Origin of the sequence: Pseudomonas brassicae (assembly GCF_010671725.1) — a bacterium.
In the GTDB taxonomy this organism is placed as follows: Bacteria; Pseudomonadota; Gammaproteobacteria; order Pseudomonadales; family Pseudomonadaceae; genus Aquipseudomonas; species Aquipseudomonas brassicae.
In genome coordinates this window covers 1-20002 of sequence record NZ_JAAHBU010000159.1, presented here as the reverse complement: position 1 = coordinate 20002, position 20002 = coordinate 1, and the positions used below count along the sequence as shown (strand labels likewise).

The 20002-nt window shown below is 61.6% G+C and carries 13 protein-coding genes, 1 tRNA gene, 4 pseudogenes and 1 riboswitch; of the genes and pseudogenes, 1 reads left to right on the top strand and 17 read right to left on the bottom strand.

Annotation, left to right across the window (positions count from 1 at the left end; all coding sequences use genetic code 11):
* Window positions 1-127: 127 nt before the first annotated feature.
* The 4 genes and pseudogenes from G3436_RS12800 to alaS all read right to left on the bottom strand — a co-directional run bounded on the left by G3436_RS12800 (window position 128) and on the right by alaS (window position 4611).
* A tRNA-Ser gene (locus G3436_RS12800) sits at window positions 128-218 on the bottom strand.
* A 72-nt stretch (window positions 219-290) separates the two neighbouring features.
* Window positions 291-478, bottom strand: a pseudogene (gene csrA, locus G3436_RS12795) (carbon storage regulator CsrA).
* 185 nt (window positions 479-663) lie between these two features.
* The gene (locus G3436_RS12790; protein ID WP_163945441.1) at window positions 664-1899 is read right to left on the bottom strand and encodes an aspartate kinase; all 1236 of its coding nucleotides are present in this window, start codon (window positions 1897-1899) and stop codon (window positions 664-666) included.
* Between the two features lie 93 nt (window positions 1900-1992).
* Window positions 1993-4611 (bottom strand): alanine--tRNA ligase, encoded by a 2619-nt coding sequence (gene alaS / locus G3436_RS12785; protein WP_163945438.1) that lies wholly within the window; start codon window positions 4609-4611, stop codon window positions 1993-1995.
* 212 nt (window positions 4612-4823) lie between these two features.
* Window positions 4824-4973, top strand: a riboswitch (FMN riboswitch).
* Between the two features lie 93 nt (window positions 4974-5066).
* Here alaS and G3436_RS12780 point away from each other — a divergent pair.
* Window positions 5067-5573 carry a 6,7-dimethyl-8-ribityllumazine synthase gene (locus G3436_RS12780; RefSeq protein WP_163945435.1) on the top strand — a complete coding sequence of 169 codons (507 nt, stop codon included), beginning with the start codon at window positions 5067-5069 and terminating at the stop codon, window positions 5571-5573.
* Between the two features lie 45 nt (window positions 5574-5618).
* Here G3436_RS12780 and astE read toward each other — a convergent pair whose 3' ends face one another.
* The 13 genes and pseudogenes from astE to acs form a co-directional block, all read right to left on the bottom strand.
* Window positions 5619-6626 (bottom strand): succinylglutamate desuccinylase, encoded by a 1008-nt coding sequence (gene astE / locus G3436_RS12775; protein ID WP_163945432.1) that lies wholly within the window; start codon window positions 6624-6626, stop codon window positions 5619-5621.
* Window positions 6627-6638: 12 nt separating this feature from the next.
* The gene (locus G3436_RS12770) at window positions 6639-6929 is read right to left on the bottom strand and encodes a topoisomerase II (protein WP_163945430.1); all 291 of its coding nucleotides are present in this window, start codon (window positions 6927-6929) and stop codon (window positions 6639-6641) included.
* Window positions 6930-6943: 14 nt separating this feature from the next.
* A complete protein-coding gene (astB, locus tag G3436_RS12765; RefSeq protein ID WP_163945427.1) occupies window positions 6944-8293 on the bottom strand; it encodes an N-succinylarginine dihydrolase in 1350 nt (449 codons plus the stop codon).
* 25 nt (window positions 8294-8318) lie between these two features.
* On the bottom strand, window positions 8319-9785 hold the full coding sequence (astD, locus tag G3436_RS12760) for a succinylglutamate-semialdehyde dehydrogenase (protein WP_338001248.1): 1467 nt from the start codon (window positions 9783-9785) through the stop codon (window positions 8319-8321).
* Window positions 9782-10810, bottom strand: a complete 1029-nt coding sequence (gene astA, locus G3436_RS12755; protein WP_163945422.1) for an arginine N-succinyltransferase — start codon at window positions 10808-10810, stop codon at window positions 9782-9784. The genes astD and astA overlap by 4 nt, the downstream gene beginning before the upstream one ends.
* A 61-nt stretch (window positions 10811-10871) precedes the next feature.
* Window positions 10872-11890, bottom strand: a pseudogene (aruF, locus tag G3436_RS12750) (arginine/ornithine succinyltransferase subunit alpha).
* Window positions 11891-12019: 129 nt separating this feature from the next.
* Window positions 12020-13191, bottom strand: a pseudogene (locus tag G3436_RS12745) (aspartate aminotransferase family protein).
* Window positions 13192-13557: 366 nt separating this feature from the next.
* Window positions 13558-14544 carry a transcriptional regulator ArgR gene (argR, locus tag G3436_RS12740; protein WP_420801204.1) on the bottom strand — a complete coding sequence of 329 codons (987 nt, stop codon included), beginning with the start codon at window positions 14542-14544 and terminating at the stop codon, window positions 13558-13560.
* A 124-nt stretch (window positions 14545-14668) separates the two neighbouring features.
* On the bottom strand, window positions 14669-15433 hold the full coding sequence (locus G3436_RS12735; protein WP_163945416.1) for an ABC transporter ATP-binding protein: 765 nt from the start codon (window positions 15431-15433) through the stop codon (window positions 14669-14671).
* A gap of 64 nt (window positions 15434-15497) precedes the next feature.
* On the bottom strand, window positions 15498-16196 hold the full coding sequence (locus G3436_RS12730) for an ABC transporter permease (protein WP_163945413.1): 699 nt from the start codon (window positions 16194-16196) through the stop codon (window positions 15498-15500).
* Window positions 16193-16882: an ABC transporter permease gene (locus tag G3436_RS12725; protein ID WP_163945410.1), complete on the bottom strand. Its 690-nt coding sequence runs from the start codon at window positions 16880-16882 to the stop codon at window positions 16193-16195. The genes G3436_RS12730 and G3436_RS12725 overlap by 4 nt, the downstream gene beginning before the upstream one ends.
* 90 nt (window positions 16883-16972) lie before the next feature.
* Window positions 16973-17758, bottom strand: coding sequence for an ABC transporter substrate-binding protein (locus G3436_RS12720; RefSeq protein ID WP_163945406.1), 786 nt, complete (start codon window positions 17756-17758; stop codon window positions 16973-16975).
* A 577-nt stretch (window positions 17759-18335) separates the two neighbouring features.
* Window positions 18336-20002, bottom strand: a pseudogene (gene acs, locus G3436_RS12715) (acetate--CoA ligase); the annotation flags it as partial.

The window sequence follows — 20002 nt, the reverse complement described above, 5'->3', positions numbered from 1 at the left end:
CCAGCTGAGCTACGAGTGCATTTGTTGCCGCGCATTATAGACCGCTTAATCGATTTGCCAATCACTTTTTCGTTTAATTTCAACGACTTAGCGTTTGAAGCAAGATTACAGCGCCCTACATGAATAATGGCGGAGAAGGGGGGATTCGAACCCCCGATACCCTTGTGAGGTATACTCCCTTAGCAGGGGAGCGCCTTCGGCCACTCGGCCACCTCTCCGCAACACGGGGCGTACTATAACCAGAGCCCTCCCCGTTTGCAAACCCTTTTTTAAAAAAATATCGATAAAAATTAAAGGCTTGGTTCTTCGTCCTTCTCTTTCTTGATCCGAAGGTAGATTTCCTCACGTGCACAGCCACTTCCTTGGGCGCATTCACACCGATCCGTACCTGGTTTCCTTTGACACCGAGCACGGTCACGGTGATTTCGCCATCGCCAATTATCAGGCTCTCTGCGCACCGACGAGTCAGAATCAACATACCTTTCTCCTCACGCAATTCAGTTCAGGGACAACAGTCTGCAAAAAAAAGGGCTTCAACCTACAACCAGGACGGTTGTCGACCTACGCCTAAGTATTGACCAGTGCGGGCGAACCCACAGTGTTCTTGCACTGCTCAAAAACACGAAGGGCGCGGCCAGGCCGCGCCCAAAGGTGGGATGACGCTTACTCGCCCTGACGGGACGGTGCGTCGAGCTCGAAGGCGGTGTGCAGCGCACGCACAGCCAGTTCCAGGTACTTCTCTTCGATGACCACAGACACCTTGATCTCCGAGGTGGAGATCATCTGGATGTTGATGCTCTCTTTGGCCAGCGCCTCGAACATGCGGCTTGCGACACCGGCATGCGAACGCATGCCGACACCGACGATCGAAACCTTGGCGATCTTGGTATCACCGATCACTTCACGGGCGTTGAGCTTCAGGGCGGTTTCGCCCAGCACCTTTTGCGCCTTGTCGTAATCGTTACGGTGCACCGTGAAGGTGAAATCGGTGGTGTTATCGTGCGACACGTTCTGCACGATCATGTCGACTTCGATGTTCGCGGCACTGATGGGGCCCAGAATCCCGAACGCCACGCCCGGGGTATCCGGTACGCCGCGAATGGTCAGCTTGGCTTCATCGCGGTTGAAGGCGATGCCGGAAATGATCGGCTGTTCCATGGATTCCTCTTCATCAATTGTAATGAGGGTCCCGGGACCCTCTTGAAAGCTGTGCAGTACGCGCAGCGGAACGTTGTACTTGCCGGCGAACTCGACGGCACGGATCTGCAACACCTTGGAACCGAGGCTGGCCATTTCCAGCATCTCTTCGAAAGTGATCTTGTCCAGCCGCTGCGCCTGCGACACCACACGCGGGTCGGTGGTGTACACCCCATCGACATCGGTATAGATCTGGCACTCATCCGCCTTCAGCGCAGCCGCCAGGGCGACGCCGGTGGTATCGGAGCCACCGCGCCCCAGCGTGGTGATGCTGCCGTGCTCATCGACACCCTGGAAACCGGCAACCACCACCACGCGACCGGCCTTGAGGTCGGCGCGGATCTTCTGATCGTCGATCTGCAGGATGCGCGCCTTGTTGTGCGCACTGTCGGTGAGAATACGGACCTGGTTACCGGTGTAGGACACCGCTGGCACGCCGCGCTTGATCAGCGCCATGGCCAGCAAGGCAATCGTCACCTGCTCGCCCGTGGACACGATCACGTCCAGCTCGCGTGGCACCGGCTGATCACTGATCTGCTTGGCCAATTCGATCAGACGATTGGTTTCGCCGCTCATTGCCGACAGCACAACCACCAGGTCATCGCCGGCTTCGCGGAACTTCTTCACCTTGTCGGCGACCTGCTCGATCCGTTCGACCGTGCCAACCGAGGTGCCGCCAAATTTCTGTACGATCAACGCCATTTCAAAGCCGCCTCAGCCCGTGAAGGGCACCCTATAAACACATTCTTCATTCAACGCCAGGGCCCGCCACTAGACGACGGGCCACCGGGCGCCTCAGACACCCTGCTCTACGAATGGGACAGTCAACGCCAGTGCAGCATCCAGCGCCGCGGCATCCACGCCACCGCCTTGCGCCATGTCCGGACGTCCACCACCTTTGCCACCCACCGCCGCAGCGGCTTGCTTCATCAAATCACCGGCTTTGAGTTGGCCAGTCAGGTCCTTGGTCACGCCTGCGACCAGTACGACCTTGTCTTCGTGGACACTGCCGAGCAGGATCACTGCGCGGCCGAGTTTGTTCTTCAACTGGTCGACCAGCGCCAGCAACGCCTTGCCATCCTGGCCGTCGAGGCGTGCAGCCAGCACCTTGACGCCCTTGACCTCGACCGCGCTGGAGGACAGATCGTCACCGGCGGCACTGGCGGCCTTGGCCTGCAGTTGTTCCAGTTGCTTTTCCAGCTGACGATTGCGCTCGATGACCGCCGAAAGCTTGTCGATCAGGTTCTCGCGACTCCCCTTGACCAACTGGGCTGCCTCCTTGAGCTGCTCTTCAGCGCCATTGAGGTAAGCCAGCGCCGCAGCACCAGTGACCGCCTCGATGCGGCGTACGCCCGAGGCCACACCGCCTTCGCTGATGATCTTGAGCAAGCCGATGTCACCCGTGCGCTTGGCGTGGATGCCACCACACAGCTCGACGGAGAAATCACCGCCCATGCTCAGCACGCGCACGCTGTCGCCGTACTTCTCGCCGAACAGCGCCATGGCGCCCTTCTGCTTGGCGGTCTCGATATCGGTTTCTTCGGTTTTGACCTCGGTGTTGTTGCGCACCTCGCGGTTGACGATGTCTTCCAGCGCCTTGAGCTGCTCTGGCTTGACCGCCTCGAAGTGGCTGAAGTCGAAACGCAGGCGCTGGCTGTCGACCAGCGAGCCTTTCTGCTGTACGTGCTCACCAAGCACCTGACGCAGCGCAGCGTGCAGCAAGTGGGTGGCAGAGTGGTTCAGCGAAGTGGCGTGCTGCACATCGGCATCGACCTTGGCCTCGACCTGAGCGCCTACCTTCAGGCTGCCTGTCGCCACCACGCCGTGGTGCAGGAATGCACCACCGGTCTTGGTGGTATCACGTACATCGAAGCGCAGGTTGCCAGCCTGCAGGTAACCGCAGTCACCTACCTGCCCACCGGACTCTGCGTAAAACGGCGTGCGATCAAGGATCACGACGCCCTCCTCGCCTTCACCCAACTGCTCGACGGCCTTGCCGTCCTTGTACAGCGCAACCACGCTGGCAGTGCCTTGGGTGGCGGTATACCCCATGAACTCGGTGGCCACATCAACCTTGACCAGGGTGTTGTAGTCCAGGCCGAAGGCGCTGGCCGAACGCGCACGTTCGCGCTGGGCCTCCATCTCGCGTTCGAAACCTGCCTCGTCGATGGTCAGGCTGCGCTCACGGGCGATATCGGCGGTGAGGTCCATCGGAAAACCGTAGGTGTCATACAGCTTGAACACCACATCGCCCGGCACCACGTCGCCCTTGAGCTCGGCCAGGTCCTGCTCGAGGATCTTCAGGCCCTGCTCCAGGGTCTTGGCAAACTGCTCTTCTTCAGCCTTGAGCACACGCTCGATATTGGCCTGCTGCTGCTTGAGTTCCGGGAAGGCTTCGCCCATCTCGGCGACCAGTGCCGCAACGATCTTGTAGAAGAAGCTGCCGGTGGCACCCAGCTTGTTGCCGTGCCGGCAGGCGCGACGAATGATGCGGCGCAGCACATAGCCACGACCTTCATTGGACGGCAGCACGCCATCGGCGATCAGGAAACCGCACGAACGAATGTGGTCCGAGACGACCTTGAGCGAGGACTGCTCATCATTGCTGCAGCCGATCGCCGCTGCCGAGGCGCCCAGCAGGCTCCTGAACAGGTCGATTTCATAGTTCGAGTGCACGTGCTGCATGACCGCACTGATACGCTCCAGGCCCATGCCGGTGTCCACCGACGGTGCTGGCAGCGGGTGCAGCACGCCATCGGCAGTGCGGTTGAACTGCATGAAGACGTTGTTCCAGATCTCGATGTAGCGGTCGCCGTCTTCTTCCGGCGAGCCTGGCGGGCCACCCCAGATGTCGGCGCCGTGGTCATAGAAGATCTCGGTGCAAGGGCCGCATGGGCCAGTATCGCCCATGGTCCAGAAGTTGTCGGATGCATACGGGGCGCCCTTGTTGTCACCGATTCGCACCATACGCTCGGCCGGCACACCGATCTGCTGGGTCCAGATGTCGTACGCTTCGTCATCGGTGGCGTAGACCGTGACCCAGAGCTTGTCCTTGGGCAGGTTCAGCACGCCGGTGAGAAAGGTCCAGGCGTAGGTGATGGCATCACGCTTGAAATAGTCGCCGAAACTGAAGTTACCCAGCATTTCAAAGAACGTGTGGTGGCGCGCGGTGTAACCGACGTTTTCCAGGTCGCTGTTCTTGCCACCGGCACGCACGCACTTCTGGCTGCTGGTTGCGCGTGTGTAGGCGCGCTTTTCCTGGCCAAGGAAGCAGTCCTTGAACTGGTTCATCCCCGCGTTGGTGAACAGCAGGGTCGGGTCGTTGCCCGGAATCAAGGAGCTGGAGGCAACTCGGGTATGTCCCTGCTCTTCGAAGAAGCGAAGGAAGGCTTCACGGATTTCTGCGCTTTTCATAGGTTCTTCCACGGAAACGGCGGCCTGCGTCAAATTGACGAAACGACGGCAAAGGGCCGCATTATATCTAGCCTGATGGCCTGTTGCAGTGTGTTTATACGATAGAAACCCGCAATCAGGATGAAATGACCTTCATCCGACACGGTTTCGTTAGCAGGCTATACGTTTAACTGACAACTGTGCTACAACATGTGCGCCGCCAGCGACTGGCGCAACGTTCTCAGGGCGGGGTGCAACTCCCCACCGGCGGTAATTGCGCACTGCGCATAGCCCGCGAGCGCTTGCAGGCCATCCTGCAAGGTCAGCAGACTCGGTGTGATCCCGGGGCCGACGGTCATAGTCCGGATAAAGAGAGAGCGGGATCGGTACGCGAGTGCCTGCGTCTGCACAGCTGCGCAACGACAATCCCCTTCGATCCACTGCCCTGTTTCTCATACAAACAGGAGTCCGTTTCAATGCAAGCTACCCCGATCGACAGCAAAGGCCACCACAACGAGCGCATCGCCTTCGTCCAGGCCTGCTGGCACAAGGATATTGTTGATCAGAGCCGCAAGGGTTTCGTCGAGGAGATGGCCAAGCAGGGCTATCAACTGGGCGATATCGATTTTTATGAAGTGGGCGGGGCCTTCGAGATCCCGCTGCACGCCAAGCTGCTGGCCCGTAGCGGTCGTTACGCCGGCATCGTTGCGGCGGGCCTGGTGGTCGATGGCGGCCTGTACCGTCACGAGTTCGTCGCCCAGTCGGTGATCAGCGGCCTGATGCAGGTACAACTGGAAACCGAAGTACCGGTGTTCTCGGTGGTCCTCACCCCGCACCACTTCCATGCCGGCGACGAGCATCAGAAGTTCTTCTTCGAGCATTTCGTGCACAAGGGTGCAGAAGCGGCCGTGACCTGCGCCGACACATTGCTCAAGCTGCGCTCGCTGCGCCGCAATGAAGTACCGCAGAAGATGGCGGGCTGATAGCATCAACGCTTCGCCGGCAAGGTCGGCGAAGCGCCCCCTGCCTCAGCCCAACTGCTCGGCCGAGGTGGGCACGATCAGGATCCCCGCACGCAAGCCGTTCTTGACCTTGGGGTTGGGGAAAATGATCCGCGCGCCCTCCTCCTCGACAATCCAGCGTGTCTCGGCCAGGTCCTCGGCCAGCAGATACCCCTGTGACAACTCCGAAAAATTCTCGATGTCCGCCGGCAAGTGCAGGTGGAAGCTATCGCTGTGCTTGATGATCTCGCGAGCCACACTGAACAGTTGCAAGCCATCGAGAGCATCACCCTCTTGCGGCTCGTTGCCCTCGATGATCTGCCTGAGCCGCGCCTGCAGCAAGTCCAGCTTGATCTCGTTGTTCTGGCCGAAAGGCCGTGCCTTGCCCAGTTCCAGCGTGAAGGCTTCGGCACCGAGGGTTTCGTAGGTAAACGCGCTAAAGGTGATCGACGGCTTGCTCTGCAACAGCACCGCCTCCATGCCCGCAGCACGCAAGCGCGCCAGTTCGCGGCGCGAGTGCTGACGACCTTCCTTGTAGGGATACAGCGCAAACTGCTCGATCTTCGATCCGCGAATGGCGGTATGCAGGTCATAGTGCAAACGGGTACGCCCCTGCACACTGAAAAAGGTCGTTGCCAGACGCTCCAATGCGCAGGCCCGCAATGCTTCTACACCGCTGGACTGCTCATGACGGCCATTGAACAGCCGGTTGACGTCGTGCTCGATGTAGCGCGCGCCCGTGCGCATCGCCTCAGGGTTGCCAAACAGGAACAGGATTCGCGCCTGCGGCTTGATCTCGCCCCTGGCAATACCATGCAGCAGTTCGTCCAGCAGCTCGATCGGCGCCGTCTCGTTGCCGTGGATACCCGCTGACAGCAGCAGGCTCATGCCATTGTCACGGGCTTCGGGCGGGCTCACTTCAAGCGCCCCCTCCCCAAGCCAGCGCATGCGCACGCCCTCGACAGTGAGCTGGGTCTTCTCTGCCGGTTCACGACCGGCAAGGGTCAGGTCAAGCAGTTTGCCGAGGGCGAGCATAGGCGATGTTCCTTAGTGTTGGTGCCCGCAATCGGGACCGTGGACATGATCGTCGTCTTCGCCAGCATCTGCCGGCTCCATTTCAAGTTGCAGGCTGACCAGGTTGGTGGCCAGCGGACGCAGCAGCAGGTTGGCGTATTCGGCATCACCTTCTTCGACATCGACCCCGATCAGCAGTTGGCCACGGCCGTCCTGCTGAATCCATACCTCCTTGCCCTGCCAGACCACGGCAAAACGGGTGCAGGACGTTTCCAGCTGGGTGCCGTCGTCATCTTCAAGAATCAGCTGCAGGGTGTCGGACATAATCGAATTCTCTTTCAAGGTTGGAGTTGGAACGGATAGACCGAACCCAGCTTGAGAATCTGGGTCAGCTCATCCAGTGCCGTGCGACACTCCAGCAACAACTGCGGGTCGGCCAGGTCACGTTCGCTCAGGCTGTCGCGGTAGTGCTTGTCGACCCATTGGGTCAGGGTGTCGTACAACGGCGCAGTCATGATAACCCCTGGGTTCACCGCCGCCAGTTCCGTTTCATTTAGCGCCACACGCAAGCGCAGGCACGCGGGGCCGCCACCGTTCTGCATGCTCTGCTTGAGGTCGAAGACCTTGACCTCGGCCACTGGGCCGCCCTGGCCGGTCAGCGCCGACAGGTAAGCCCAGACTCGCTCGTTGTTGCGGCACTCTTCCGGCACGATCAGCAGCATCGAACCGTCCTCGCGGGACAGCAACTGGCTGTTGAACAGGTACGAGCGCACTGCATCCTCGACCGTCACCTGGGCCCGCGGTACACAGATGGCCTTGAAGCTGGCGCCGCACCTGGTCAGTTTAGCCTGCAGCTCGGCCAGCATCGCCTCGGTGTCGAGGAACGCGTCTTCGTGATAGAACAGCACCTCGCCGTTGCCGACGGCGATCACGTCGTTATGGAACACGCCCTGATCGATCACTGCCGGGTTCTGCTGAGCATAGACCACACCGTCATCGCTCAGGCCGTGCAGCCGGGCAACTGCCTGCGACGCTTCCAGGGTCTGGCGCGCCGGGTACTTCTGCGGTGCCGGGTAGCGGGCATCGAATGCACTGCGTCCGAACACGAAGAACTCGACGCCGGCCTCGCCATAGGCGCGGCAGAAGCGTGTGTGATTGGCCGCGCCTTCATCGCCGAACTGCGCCACGGCAGGCAACGCCGCGTGATGAGCAAAATGCTGCGGGTTGGCGAACATCGCCCCCAATACACGGCTGGTGGTGGGGTGCTCGATGCTGCGGTGGTACTTGCAATTGAGGTTGGCGGCGGTGAAATGCACGCGAGCATCGGCGGTATCCGCACTCGGGCTCACCGTGGCGGCGTTGGCCACCCACATGCTCGATGCCGAGCAACTGGCCACCAGCAATGGCATGGCCTCTTTGGCCGCACGCTGGATGACCTGGGCGTCGGTGCCGCCAAAGCCAAGGCGGCGCAGTGCCGCCACATCAGGGCGCTCCTGCGGGGCCAATACACCCTGCTGGAAGCCCATTTCCATCAGCGCCTTCATTTTCGCCAGGCCCTGACGCGCTGCTTCACGCGGGTTCGACGCCTGCTGGCTATTGCTCTGCGAGGCGACGTTGCCGAACGACAGCCCGCCGTAGTTGTGCGTCGGTCCCACCAGACCATCAAAATTCACTTCAAACGATTTCATCGGCTAAGGCTCCGTGAACCTGTTGTTATAGGGTGACGCCCGGCGTCAGCGTAGCGGGCAGTACAAGGCTGGCGGTTTCCAGCGAAGCGACCGGATATGCACAGTAATCGGCCGCATAGTAAGCGCTGGCACGATGGTTGCCGCTGGCGCCTACACCACCGAACGGCGCGCTGCTGGCCGCACCGGTCAACTGCTTGTTCCAGTTGACGATGCCAGCGCGGCTTTGCAGCCAGAACTGCTGGTAGCGCGCGGCCGAATCCGACAGCAAACCTGCGGCCAGGCCGTACTGGGTATTGTTGGCCTCGGCAATCGCCGCCTCGAAATCGCTGTAGCGGATCACCTGCAGCAACGGCCCGAAGAACTCTTCATCAGGGCGCCCCGCCACGGCTGTGACATCCAGAATGCCCGGAGTCAGCAATGCGCCGCCCTCATGCGGCTGGGTCATCGTCAACAAGGCCTGTGCGCCATTGGCCAGCAGATCGGCCTGGGCGTCCAGCAAGGCCTTGGCCGCCGCCAGGGAAATTACCGAGCCCATGAACGGTGCCGGTTGCTGATCGAACACCCCCACCGAAAGGGTCTGGCTCACCGCCACCAGACGCGCCAGCAAACGGTCACCCCAGGCGCCTTGTGGTACCAGCAGACGGCGCGCACAGGTACAGCGTTGGCCGGCAGAAATGAATGCCGACTGGATGATGGTGTAAACGGCGGCATCCAGGTCCTGGACCTGATCGACCACCAGGGGATTGTTGCCGCCCATTTCCAGGGCCAGAATCTTGTCCGGACGGCCGGCGAATTGCTGGTGCAGCGCATTGCCGGTACGGCTGGAGCCAGTAAAGAACAAACCATCCAGACCAGGGTTGGCGGCCAGCGCCACGCCGGTTTCGCGCGCGCCTTGCACCAGGTTGAGCACACCACTGGGCAGGCCCGCCTCGATCCAGCACTTGACTGTCAGCTCGGCCACTTTCGGGGTCAGCTCGCTCGGCTTGAATACCACGCTATTGCCGGCCAGCAACGCCGGCACGATATGCCCGTTGGGCAGATGGCCGGGGAAGTTGTAAGGCCCGAACACGGCCACGACGCCATGCGGTTTATGCCGCAGCACAGCCGTGGCATCGGCCAGCGGACCACTCTTCTCGCCGGTACGCTCACGGTAGCTTTGCACCGAGATCGCCACCTTGTTGACCATGCTGGTCACTTCGGTACTGGCTTCCCACAACGGTTTGCCGGTTTCTTCGCCAATGCAATGGGCCAGTTCGTCGGCATGCGCCTTGAGGCTGACGGCAAAGGCTTCAAGCACAGCAATGCGTGCCTCCAGTGATTGTCGGGCCCACGCGGGGAATGCCTCACGGGCAGCCTGAACCGCGGCATCGACTTGCGCGGCGCCAGCGCCCTGCCCTTGCCAGATCACCTTCTGGCTGACCGGGTCCAGCGACTGCAAGGCTTCACCCTGGCCTGCCTGCCAGGTGCCGGCGATGTAGTGAGTAGTCATTATTTGCTCTCCCGGGCAGCGGACAGGGGTACCGCGCGCACCTGGTCACCGGCGCTCAGGCGCAGGCGCTTGGCGGTCTGCGGGTCGACCACCAGGGTGCCTGCTGCCAGGCGTGCCGGCGCAGCCGTGATACGGCAGTCTTCGCGTTTGCGGTTGTGCATGATGAAGGGTGTGGCGTCGTCGCCCGGCGTGCCGATGGCCAGCACCAGCGCCTGGCTGTCGTGCACTGCACGAATCTTGCTGGTCTGGCATTCAACGGCCGGGCCGGCATCGAAGATGTCGACATAGCCCTGGTAACTGAAGCCTTCGCCCTGCAGCATGGCCAGCGCCGGCTCGGTATCGGTGTGCACACGGCCGATCACGTTGCGTGCGGCTTGTGACAGAAAGCAGGTATACAGCGGAAACTTGGGCATCAGTTCAGCGATGAAGGCCTTGTTGCCCACCCCGGTGAGGTAGTCGGCCTGGCTGAACTCCATCTTGAAGAAGTGCCGGCCCAGGCTTTCCCAGAACGGCGAACGGCCGTGCTCGTCGGACATGCCGCGCATCTCGGCGATGATCTTGTTGCCGAACAATTCGCTGAACTCGGCAATGAACAACAACCGTGCCTTGGCCAGCAAGCGACCATTGAGGCCGGTGCGGTAGTCGCTGCGCAAGAACAGCGAGCACAGCTCGGAGTTGCCGGTCAGGTCGTTGGCCAGGAACAGCGTCGGGATCTCGCGATAGATGTCCAGTTCCTGGGATGCGCTGACCGTCAGGCCAACGCGATAGTTGTACCAGGGCTCACGCAAGCCCACGGCACCGGCGATGGCAGAGATCCCCACCACCTCGCCTTCGTCGTTCTCGAGCACGAACAGGTAGTCGGCATCGCCACGCTCGGCTTCACCGCGGAAGGTCTTCTCGGCCCAGGCCACCCGGTGGGCCAGGCGTTCCTCATTGGCTGGCAAGGTGGTCAGGCCGGTGGTGCCGGTGCTGCGCGCCAGCTCGATCAGCGCAGGTAAATCACTGCTGCGTACGGGACGAACAATCATGCTATCTCCTCGGGCAGGCGCCTGCGGGCACCTGCGAAACTCGACCTGGATGAGCCAGGTATCAGACCGCGACCAGACGCACGCTGGCGCCCTCGCCCACACCCAGTGCTTCAGCGGCAGCCAGGTTCAGCTGCACCGGCTTGCCGGGCGCCCAGTCCAGCTCCAGCAACACCGCGCGGTAATCCTGCAACTGGCCGTTGGAGACCAGGTACAGGCGCCCGCCCTTGACCGGCTGGTCGTGCAGCTTGACCGGCATCACGCGGCTCTGGGCGATCGAGCGGATGCCGGAAACCCGTGCGTGCAGGGTCGGGCCACCGTCGAAAATGTCGATGTAGTGATCGGTCTCGAAGCCTTCGCGCATCAGGATGTCGAAGGTGATCTGCGCCCGTGGGTGCACCTGGCCCATGGCCTCTTGCGCGGCGTCCGGCAGCAAGGGCACGTAGATCGGGTAATGCGGCATCAGCTCGGCCAGGAAGGTACGGCTCTTCAGGCCACACAGCGCTCGGCGGCGGCGTAGTTGAGGTCGAAGAAGTTGCGCCCGATGGCATCCCAGAACGGCGAGTCGCCCTGCTCGTCGCTGTAGCCGACGATCTCGGTCACCACCGACTCGGCAAAGCGCTCCGGGTGTGCCGCCATGAACAGCAGCCGACCACGGGAGTTGAGTTCGGCCCAGCCGGTACCGACCAGTTCGGGCAATACGTAGAAGCTGGTCAGCAGGCTGTTGCCGGTCAGGTCGTGGCACTGCGAGAGCACATGGATCTTGTTGTGGATCTTCAGCTCGCGCGAGGCGTGCACGAAGGTCTCGTTGCGAAAGCTGTAGAACGGCTCGGAGTAGCCGGCCGAGGCCACGATGGCCGAACAGCCGACCAGCTTGCCGGTGGTGCTGTCTTCGAGCACGAAGAAGTAACTTTCTTCGCCATTGAAGCTGACCTCGGCGGCAAACGACGTCTCGGAGGCGGCAATCTTGTCGCCCAGGCGACCGGCATCGTCCGGCAAGGACGTGACACCAATGGGACTGTCCGCGGCCAGACGCTGTACTTCACCCAGGTCAGCCATTTGCGCGGGGCGCATCACCAGCATGGTGTCACTCCTTTCGGGAAAAACGGGCCGACAGTCGTCGGCACAGAAAAAGCGGCGCGTGCCGTGGGCACAGGCTACGGAAATCGGTTTCGCCGGCCCTCACAGGCCAGCGAAGGACGCAAGGCGCTATCAGGCCTTGGTCAGTGCAGCGGCGGCGCGCTCGAAGCGGTCCAGGCCTTCATCGATGTCGGCGTCTTCGACCACCAGGCTCGGGGCGAAGCGCACCACGTCGGGGCCAGCTTGCAGCACCATCAGGCCCTCTTTCTCGGCGGCATTGAAAATGTCCTTGGCCTTGCCTTTCCAGGCATCGGACAGCACGCAACCGATCAGCAGGCCCATGCCGCGCACCTGGGTGAACAGGCCATATTGCTGGCCGATCTTTTCCAGGCGGGTCTTGAAACGCTCATGCTTGGCTTTGACCCCGGCCAGCACTTCAGGCGTGTTGACCACGTCCAGTACCGCGGCCGCCACGGCGCAGCCCAGCGGATTGCCGCCATAGGTGGTGCCGTGGGTACCCACGGCCAGGTGCTTGGCGAGCGCTTCGGTGGTCAGCATCGCGGCAATCGGAAAACCACCGCCCAGGCTCTTGGCGCTGGTGAGGATGTCCGGGGTGACGCCGTAATGCATATAGGCGAACAGCTCGCCAGTACGCCCGACACCGGTCTGCACTTCGTCGAAGATCAACAGTGCGTTGTGCTGGTCGCACAGCTCACGCGCACCTTGCAGGTAGGCCTTGTCAGCCGGTACCACACCGCTCTCGCCCTGGATCGGTTCGATCACCACGGCGCAGGTCTTGTCGGTGATCTGCGCCTTGAGCGCTTCCAGGTCGTTGTACGGCACATGGCTGATGCCAGTGATCTTCGGGCCGAAACCGTCGGAGTACTTCGGCTGCCCGCCGACGCTCACGGTGAACAGGGTGCGCCCGTGGAAGCTGTTGACGGTGGCGATGATCTCGTGCTTTTCAGGGCCGAAGCGGTCGTGGGCGACGCGACGGGCCAGCTTGAAGGCGGCCTCGTTGGCTTCGGCGCCGGAGTTGCAGAAGAATGCACGCTCGGCGAAGGTGGCATCGACCAGCTTGTGGGCCAGGCGCAAGGCGGCTCGTTGGTGAACACGTTGGACACGTGCCACAGCTTGTTGGCCTGTTCGGTCAGCGCGCCGACCAGCGCCGGGTGGGCGTGCCCGAGGACGTTGACGGCGATACCGCCGGCGAAATCAATCAGCTCGCGCCCCGACTGGTCCCAGACACGGGACCCCTCGCCACGCACGGGAATGAAAGCGGCCGGCGCATAGTTGGGGACCATTACCTGGTCGAAATCGGCGCGTTGCACCGGAGCTTGCTCAACGGACATCGGAGTCTCCTGAAGAGGAACGCCTGCCTGGAACTGGCGAGCGATGGGGGGATTGTAAGGACAGATGAGCGCACGACCTTGCCGCCAAGCGACAACTTCTTATAGCGCCAAACCCGGTTTTGCCAAGGCTTTCGGCAATGCGACAAATAGGGTCGCAAAGGCGCAGTTTAAACGGTGCGGCGTGGTGGTGGGGAGATTGTGTCACGCACAGATTTGCGCGGGTTTCTTCGCTGGCAGGCCAACTCCCACAGGCTTTCGCAGCGCTCTTCAAACCTGTAGGCGCGGCCTTGCCGGCGAAGCAGACGACGCGATACGGGATCAGCCGCGCTCGGCGGGCGCCGACGACAGCTCGAACGGGCTGTTGCTGCGACGCTGGTTGCGGTCTTCGCGTGGCGTTGCGCCAAAGAAGTTGCGGTACGCACTGGAAAAATGCGGCCCCGACGAGAACCCGCACGACAAGCCGATCTGGATGATCGACTTGCTGGTCTGCATCAGCATCTGACGCGCCTTGTTCAAGCGCAGCTCCAGGTAATACTGGCTCGGCACCCGATTGAGGTACTGCTTGAAGATCCGCTCCAACTGGCGGCGCGATACGCACACATGTTGGGCGATCTCATCGGTGGTCAACGGTTCCTCGATGTTGGCCTCCATCAGCAATACCGCCTGGGTCAGCTTCGGATGACTGGAGCCCAGACGGTTCTGCAACGGAATACGCTGGCGCTCGCCACCCTCGCGAATCCGCTCCACCACCAGTTCCTCAGACACCGCGCCAGCCAACTCGGCACCGTGATCACGCGCCAGCACTGCCAGCAACAGATCCAGCACCGACATGCCGCCACAGGCGGTCAGTCGATCACGGTCCCAGTCGAACAGGTGACTGGTGGCAATGACCTTGGGGAAACGCTCGGCAAAATCATCCTGCCAACGCCAGTGCACCGCAGCACGGTAGCCATCCAGCAACCCCAGCTGGGCCAGCGGGTACACACCCGCCGACAGGCCACCCACCACGCAACCGGAGCGCACCAATTGCTTGAGCGCGCTGCCCAGCGCAGCACCGACCGCCTGGGGCGGTTCGTCAGCCAGCAAAAACAGCTTCTGGCACCCCTCCAGGCGACCGGTCCAGGCCTCGCCCGGCAGCCGCCAGGCCTGCTCGCAGGGCGCTTCGGCCTGCAGGAACAGCAACTCGTAGACGACGTCCGGGTGCACCTTCTGGGCCACCTGCAAGACCTCTTCGGCCAGCGCCAGGGTCAAGGCCTTGGTGCTGGGCCAGATGAGAAAACCGATTCGCTGGGTGGTCATTAGCAGAGGTCCGAAACCTTGGGTGAGTCAGGCGCCCGCAGGCTGCGGGCGGAGGGTGCCTGGTCAGGCTGCGATAGAGGCGCAGCATGACCTATTCTGGTGCAACGCGGCAATCAGCGTTGCAGACCGCTTATTTCAGGCTGCCGCAAAGAAATTGCTGCAAGCGCTCGGACTGCGGGTTTACCAGCACTTCACGCGGATTACCGGTCTCTTCGACCAGGCCCTTGTGCAGGAACACCAGCTGGTTCGACACTTCACGGGCGAAACCCATTTCATGGGTCACCACCACCATGGTGCGGCCTTCCTGGGCCAGCGACTGCATGACCTTGAGCACATCACCCACCAGCTCCGGGTCCAGCGCCGAGGTTGGCTCGTCGAACAGCATCACCTCTGGCTCCATCGCCAGCGCCCGGGCAATCGCCACACGCTGCTGCTCGCCACCGGACATGTGCCCAGGGTAGGCATCCTTGCGATGGGCCACGCCCACTTTGGCCAGGTAATGCTCGGCCTTTTCCAGCGCGTCTTTCTTGCTCATGCCCAGCACATGCACCGGGGCCTCGATGATGTTCTCAAGCGCCGTCATGTGCGACCACAGGTTGAAGTGCTGGAACACCATGGACAGGCGCGAGCGCATGCGCTGCAACTGCTTGGGATCGGATGCCTTGAGCGCGCCGTCCTTGTTGGCCACCAGCTTCAACTCTTCGTTGTTGAGCAGGATCTTGCCGGCGTGGGGCTGCTCGAGCAGGTTGATGCAGCGCAGGAACGTACTTTTGCCCGAACCACTGGAGCCGATGATGCTGATCACATCGCCTGCCTTGGCCGCCAGGGACACACCCTTGAGCACTTCGTGACTGCCATAGCGTTTGTGCAGGTCTTGGACTTCGAGTTTGTACATGCTGTCGGTTCTCACAAAGCGTTCAGACCCGGGCGCGCCCGGGGCGAAAAAGTTGCCGCAGGGTTCAGCCCTTGCGCGGCGCCAGGTAGCCGAGCCAGCGGCGTTCGGCCAACTTGAACAGGCGGACCAGAATGAAAGTCAGGCACAGGTAGAACGCGCCGGCGGTGATGTAGGCCTCGAACGGCAGGTAGTACTGGGCATTGACCGTACGCGCCGCACCGGTGATGTCGATCAGGGTCACGATCGACGCCAGGCTGGTGGTCTGCAGCATCATGATCACTTCGTTGCTGTATTGCGGCAGCGCACGGCGCAGGGCCGATGGCAGCAGGATGCGGCGGTACATCTTGACCCGCGACATGCCCATTGCCTTGGCTGCCTCGATCTCGCCATGCGGCGTGGCCTTGAGGCTGCCCGCGATGATCTCGGCGGTGTAGGCACTGGTATTGACGGCAAAGGCCAGGCACGCACAGAAGGTCGCGCTCGACAACCAAGGCCACAGCACGCTTTCGCGCACGGCCTCGAACTGGGCCAGGCCGTAGTAGATCAGGAACAGCTGCACCAGCATCGGCGTGCCGCGGATCACGTAGGTATACAGCCAGGCACTCATGTTCACCAAGGGCTGCTTGGATACCCGCATCAGCCCCAGCGGTACCGCCACTACCAGCCCGAACAGCAGCGACAGCGCCAGCAGCTTGAGGGTGGTCAGCATGCCACTCAAGTACAGCGGCAGCGCCTCCCAGATAACGTTGTAATCGAAAATCATAGATCAGCCGCCTTTACGCCAACCGAGTAGCGCTTCTCGAGATAACGCAGGGCCAGCAGCGAAACACTGGTAATCACCAGGTACAGCGCCGCGACCGCCAGGAAGAACGTGAACGGCTCGCGGGTAGCGTCTGCCGCCTGCTTGGCCTTGAACATCATGTCTTGCAGGCCCACCACCGAAATCAGTGCAGTGGCCTTGGTCAGTACCAGCCAGTTGTTGGTGAAGCCTGGAATCGCCAGGCGAATCATCTGCGGCACCAGCACCCGAAAGAAGATCTGCAGGCTGCTCATGCCATAGGCCATGCCGGCTTCGGCCTGCCCCTTGGGAATGGCCATGAACGCACCGCGGAAGGTTTCCGACAGGTAGGCACCAAAGATGAAACCCAGGGTACCGATACCCGCCATCAGCGGATTGAGGTCGATATAGTCATCGAAGCCGAGCAGCGGCGCGATGCGGTTGAGCAGGTCCTGGCCACCATAGAAGATCAGCAGGATCAGTACCAGGTCGGGAATCCCGCGGATCACCGTGGCGTACAGATCGCCCAGCCAGGCCAGCCAGCGCACCGGCGACAGCCGCAGCGACACGCCGATCAGGCCCAGTACGATGGCCAGGGCCATGGACGACAAGGCGAGCTGTAGCGTCAGCCATGCTCCATCGAGGATGACTGCCCCGTAGCCTTTCAACATGATGAGGTCCTCGACCTTAGGGATGAAAAAATGGTGCAAACCTCAGAGCCTCTGCTGCTTGCACCATTGAACAGGTGAAACCTCGACGATTTACTTGGCGTCCGGGCCGTAGATGTCGAAGTTGAAGTACTTGTCCTGGATCTGCTTGTACTTGCCGTTGGCACGAATGGCCGCGATGGCAGCATTGAGGCGATCCAGGTTGGCCTTGTCGCCCTTGCGCACGGCAATGCCGATGCCGTCACCGAAGTACTTGGCGTCGGTGAAGGCCGGGCCTACGAACGCATAGCCCTTGCCCGCATCGGTCTTCAGGAAACCGTCTTCCAACAGCGTAGCATCGGCCACGGTGCCATCCAGACGGCCGGCGGCCACGTCCAGGTAGATTTCGTTCTGGGTGCCGTAAGGCACGATGGTTGCGCCTTGCGCACCCAGCACTTCCTTGGCGAAACGGTCATGGATCGAACCGCGCTGCACGCCGATCTTCTTGCCCTTGAGCTCGCTCAGGCTGTCGCTGACGGCAGTGCCTTGCTTCATCACCAGGCGCGCCGGGGTCAGATAGTACTTGCCGGTGAAGTCGACCGACTTCTTGCGGTCATCGGTGATCGACATGGACGACAGGATCGCGTCGATCTTGCGTACCTTGAGCGCCGGGATCAGGCCGTCGAACTCCTGCTCGACCCAGGTGCACTTGACCTTCATCTCTTCGCACAGGGCATTGCCGATGTCGTAGTCGAAGCCGACGATGCTGCCGTCCGGGGCTTTCGAGGCGAACGGTGGGTAGGCGGCCTCGATGCCGATTTTCAGCGGTTTTTCATCAGCCAGCGATGCCAGGGAAAACACGGACAGCGCCAGCGCGCCAAGCAGTGCGAGTTTCTTCATCTGGGAACTCCATCGGTAAAGGGCAAAACGTGACGATCCAGAATGACCGTCGACGTTGCTAATGGGTACAACGCGAGCTGCGCAGGGCCCGACGACAACAGGTCGAGGCATCACGAGCGAGTGATTGGCATTTTAACGACAGCTCCGAAGCCGATATTTCTTCAATGCGACAACTAGTTACAGAAGCGCAGGAAGTCGGGACGGGAGATATTGACAGCTTTCGCAGAATATGCAAAAGCGAGAGACAAATAACCTATCAATCAAGCAATAACCGCGCCCATTATTCGCAAACCCTTGTAATCCGGCAAGTGTAGCGTGGTGACGTGAGAAAAATGCGCGACGACATGCACCCGAATCATGCAGTAACGTTTCCCTATGCCCCGTTTGCGTGCGAAAGCGGTGACAGAAAAGGTTACCGATGAATGTCGAAGTAACAGACGCAAAAAAGCCCCGCCGACAGTGCCAGGCAGGGCTTCTCAGATCGCCCTTACGGGCCTCTTCGCTGGCAAGCCAGCTCCCACAAGGTAGTGCGGCGTTCACACAACCTGTGGGAGCTGGCTTGCCAGCGAAGCTTTTATCAGGCCGAGGCCAGGTTCATCGATTTGTGTGTATCGATCAGGTGCTGCACCACACCCGGGTCAGCCAGCGTCGAGATATCCCCCAGCGCGTCGTACTCGGCCGTGGCGATCTTGCGCAGGATACGGCGCATGATCTTGCCCGAACGGGTCTTCGGCAGCCCCGGCGCCCACTGGATCACGTCCGGCGAAGCAATCGGCCCGATCTCCTTGCGCACCCAGTTCTTCAACTCCAGGCGCAAGGCTTCGCTCGGCTCCTCGCCACCATTGAGCGTGACGTACACATAGATACCCTGACCCTTGAGATCATGCGGCACGCCCACCACTGCCGCTTCGGCAACCTTGGGGTGCGCAACCATGGCGCTTTCGATCTCGGCAGTCCCCATGCGGTGGCCCGACACGTTGAGCACGTCATCGACCCGACCGGTGATCCAGTAGTAACCGTCCTCGTCACGGCGCGCGCGTCACCGGTGAAGTACATGCCACGGAACGTCTTGAAGTAGGTATCGACAAAGCGGTCATGATCGCCATACAGCGAACGCGACTGGCCTGGCCACGAATCGAGAATCACCAGGTTGCCTTCGGCGGCGCCATCGATCAGGTTGCCGAGGTTGTCCACCAGCGCCGGTACCACGCCGAAGAAGGGGCGGGTTGCCGAACCCGGCTTGAGCGCAGTGGCGCCCGGCAGCGGGCTGATCAGGATGCCGCCGGTCTCGGTCTGCCACCAGGTGTCGACGATCGGGCAACGCTCCTTGCCCACGGTGGTGTGATACCAGTTCCAGGCCTCAGGGTTGATCGGCTCGCCCACCGACCCCAGCAGGCGCAGGCTCGAACCATCGGCACCCTGCATGGCTGCCTGACCTTCGGCCATCATTGCCCGAATGGCGGTTGGCGCGGTGTAGAGGATATTGACCTTGTGCTTGTCGACGATCTTCGCCACACGGGTGATGTCCGGATAATTCGGCACACCTTCGAACAACAGGGTGGTGGCGCCGTTGGCCAGCGGGCCGTAGACGATGTAGCTGTGGCCGGTGACCCAGCCAACGTCGGCGGTGCACCAGTAGACCTCGCCCGGACGATAGTCGAACACCCGCTCATGGGTCAGCGCGGCATACACCATGTAGCCGCCGGTGGTGTGCAGCACACCCTTTGGCTTGCCGGTGGAGCCGGAGGTGTAGAGGATGAACAGCGCCTCTTCGGCCCCCATCTCCTTCGGCGCACAGTGGGCCGACGCCACTTTCATCAGGTCTTCGTACCAGATGTCGCGATGCTGGTGCCAGGCGATGTCGCCACCGGTGCGCTTGCACACGATGATCTTCTGCACGCTGGCGGTCTCGGGGTTGGTCAGCGCCAGGTCGACGTTGGCCTTGAGCGGCGTACGACGGCCACCACGCAGGCCTTCGTCGGCGGTGATCACCACCTTGGACTTGCAGTCGATGATGCGCCCGGCCAGTGCCTCGGGCGAGAAGCCGCCGAACACCACCGAGTGGATCGCACCGATACGTGCGCACGCCAGCATGGCGACCACGGCCTCGGGGATCATCGGCATGTAGATGGTCACCACGTCGCCACGGTGCACGTCCTGACCACGCAAGGCGTTGGCGAACTTGCAGACCTGCTCATGCAGCTCACGGTAGGTAATGTTGCGGTGCTCGGAAGGGTCGTCGCC